The 2,849-nt window shown below is 39.9% G+C and carries 3 protein-coding genes and 1 pseudogene; 2 read left to right on the forward strand and 2 right to left on the reverse strand.

Annotation, left to right across the window (positions count from 1 at the left end; translation table 11 throughout):
* Positions 1–329, reverse strand: a pseudogene (locus AAAT87_RS15170) (IS1380 family transposase); the annotation flags it as partial.
* A 418-nt stretch (positions 330–747) separates the two neighbouring features.
* Here AAAT87_RS15170 and AAAT87_RS15175 point away from each other — a divergent pair.
* Together AAAT87_RS15175 and AAAT87_RS15180 are read left to right on the forward strand one after the other, a co-directional pair.
* Positions 748–1,836, forward strand: a complete 1,089-nt coding sequence (locus tag AAAT87_RS15175) for an AAA family ATPase (protein WP_089543660.1) — start codon at positions 748–750, stop codon at positions 1,834–1,836.
* Positions 1,836–2,339, forward strand: a complete 504-nt coding sequence (locus AAAT87_RS15180; protein ID WP_349226896.1) for a hypothetical protein — start codon at positions 1,836–1,838, stop codon at positions 2,337–2,339. The genes AAAT87_RS15175 and AAAT87_RS15180 overlap by 1 nt, the downstream gene beginning before the upstream one ends.
* A gap of 87 nt (positions 2,340–2,426) precedes the next feature.
* On the opposite strand, the gene AAAT87_RS15185 is transcribed toward AAAT87_RS15180, so the two are convergent.
* On the reverse strand, positions 2,427–2,849 hold a 423-nt coding region (locus AAAT87_RS15185), incomplete at its 5' end, for a YeiH family protein (RefSeq protein WP_349226897.1).

Consider the following 2,849-nt stretch of genomic DNA (forward strand, 5'->3'; position numbering starts at 1 on the left):
CCTTGGTCGGAAGTATAGGAGATGTTTTCCTGTGTCAGTTCCTTGATGGCTCTGAGGATGGTATCAGAGCTGCATGTACGAAGGGTAGGATGATACGAGAGATGGCGCATCAGTTGTGACGTTACGTCTTCCACGCATGAGCCGCCACAGAAATAAACGCTCATCAGCGAACGGACTATCTCGCTGAACTGATATCCGATGATACTGCGGCATCTCTGACCCAGTGTTGAGTCGATAACGGGTGAAAGCATGGAGTCAAATTTCTCCATGATTGAAAAAAATCCTCCAAAAGGTGTGAGTTTCTCAGATTTTATTTGTACCTTTGCCATGCCTTGTTACGATTTTCGCTTGTTTTCTAATTGCAACACTAAGATAAGTGAAAAATCTGACACGGCAAAATCCTGGGCAACTTTTTGTTGCTCAGGAACTTATAAATAAAGTTAAATCAAAGTGTTGCGGAATTAAGGATTTTCTTCTTCATGATTTCTGCTGCGTTAAATGTACTTATGAAAAACAATTCTTTCCCCATTGAGGAGCCTTCCCCTCTATTTTATGATAGTCATATTGACTATGATATTTAGAATATGGCTGCAAAGGTAATAAAAAATGAGAATATCCTTGTGAATCGTTCTACTTTTTTTAGGTAATTTGCTGGTTACTTGCAGAATTATTGCGATTTTCTTGTTTGTTTCAGAAAAAATGATTAGCTTTGCAAATTATTATATTGAGTTTAAATAAACATGGGCAATGATTACAAAGATTAGGTTACAAAACTGGAAGAGCTTTAAGGACTCTACTATATATATCGATTCTTTGGGTATCCTTATCGGAACCAATGCTAGTGGTAAGTCAAATGTGTTAGATGCGTTTGCCTTTCTCCGTGCTGTGGGGGAAGGTAAGAGCCTTCTTGATGCCATCCAGGCTGTTAGAGGTGGGGAAGACTGGATTATCCGTAGAGGTGAGGATTTTTTCTGTATTGAGATAGAAATAGAAATTGATGGAAGTTATTATCTTCTTGATTTGAGAGTGATTAAACGGAATTCAGTTTTCAGTTTTGGTCCTTGTGAAATTCATCGTTTAGGTATAGAAGGCGATGATGTCGTTCCTGGCAAGTTTATTGATTCTGCTCGCAATATCACATGGAAAATGTATGATGTTCCAATATTTCTAGATTTTTGGGCTAAGATATATGCTACTTTTAGAAATATCATCATTCTTGATCCTGTTCCTGCTAAGATGCGTGATTACTGCAAGATTTCAAAAGAGTTGAAGTCTGATGGTAGTAATGTAGCTGGCGTTTTATGTGCATTGGCACCTGAGGAAAAGAAGAAGGTGGAAGCACTGGTGTCTAGCTATGTTCGACCACTTCCTGAGCGTGATATTAACAAGGTGATATCTGAGCCTGTTGGCCTGATTAAGTCGGATGCCATGCTTTATTGTTATGAGGATTGGAATCCCGAACAACCTGTTGATGCAAGAGGTATGAGTGATGGTACGCTTCGTTTTATAGCGATTGTCGTAGCTCTTTTGACGGTTGCACCTCATAGTTTGTTGCTTATCGAAGAGGTGGATAATGGCTTGCATCCTTCTCGCGCAAAGGAGTTGGTTGATATGTTGAAGGATTTGTCACGACAGCGCCAGGTTGATGTGCTCTGTACGACGCATAATCCAGTTTTGTTAGATGAGTTAGGCAACAAGATGATTCCGTTTGTCAGCTATGTTACCCGTGATGAGAATGGTGATAGTCATGTCAATCTCTTGGAAGAAAAAGAGAATCTAGCCAAATTGATGGCTTCAGGAACAATTGGTAGAATGATGGTTAATGATAAAATATAATGAGAAAGGTATTGGTGATTGATACGAGTGTACTTTGTGTTTGGCTCAAAGTACCTGGCAAGGAAACTTGTGGTCCAAGCAAAGCCTTGGTTACATACGAGATGGTCTCTGAGAAAATAGAGGAAGAAAAGAAGAAAGGAACAACCTTTATTCTGCCGCTTGCAACGATCATTGAGACTGGGAATCATATAGCTCATTCTTCCGGAGACAGAAAGTCATTAGGCGAGGAATTTGCTCAAATCATGATTGATTCTGCTGATGAGAAATCACCATGGGCTGCATTTACTGAACAAAGCAGTTTGTGGAATCCTGAAAACTTAAAAAAGTTGGCAGAGAAATGGAAGGACACAGTTATAGGAGGGCAAGCTTTAGGCGATGCTTCTATAGTTGAAGTCGTAAAGTATTATACTGATTTAGGATATGAAGTTGAAATCTTTACAGGTGATGAAGGACTGAAAGCTTACGAGCCTACGGTTGAAATTCCTAGGAGAAGAAGAAAGTAAAAACGTTAACGAATAAAAATATCCATGTGAATCGTTCAATTTTTCACATGGATATTCAGTTTTGACGGTATCATATATGTGATACTATTATTGTAAGTAAGGTATGGCAAACTTAACCAGACAATATCCACCTCCAATGAGCCAGCAATAAAGAATGGCAGCCAAGAGGAAAGGCTTAATGCCAGCTTTCTTGAATTTGTCAAAGCTTGTCTCGGCTCCCAATGCTGCCATTGCCATGGTCAGGAGGAAGGTATCCAGTTGGTTAATCCAATCCACTATGCTTTCCGGAAGCAAACCAAGAGAATTGAATCCAATCACTACCAGGAAGAGAATGGCAAACCATGGAATGCTGATTTTAGGCTTGTTGGTATCAGTATTTTCCAAACAGTCTCTTTTGGCAACATCCCTTGCAACGGTCCATGCAATCACCAGTAATACCGGTACCAGCATCATCACCCTTATCATCTTCACAATGATGGCATTGTTGCTCACCTCGGCTCCCATGGCATT

Origin of the sequence: Segatella sinensis (genome assembly GCF_040095255.1) — a bacterium.
In the GTDB taxonomy this organism is placed as follows: Bacteria; Bacteroidota; Bacteroidia; order Bacteroidales; family Bacteroidaceae; genus Prevotella; species Prevotella sinensis.

Bases quoted from the DNA above. Each gene is read 5' to 3' on its own strand.
- AAAT87_RS15175 (WP_089543660.1), top strand. From the start codon at position 748: ATGATTACAAAGATTAGGTTACAAAACTGGAAGAGCTTTAAGGACTCT.
- AAAT87_RS15180 (WP_349226896.1), top strand. From the start codon at position 1,836: ATGAGAAAGGTATTGGTGATTGATACGAGTGTACTTTGTGTTTGGCTC.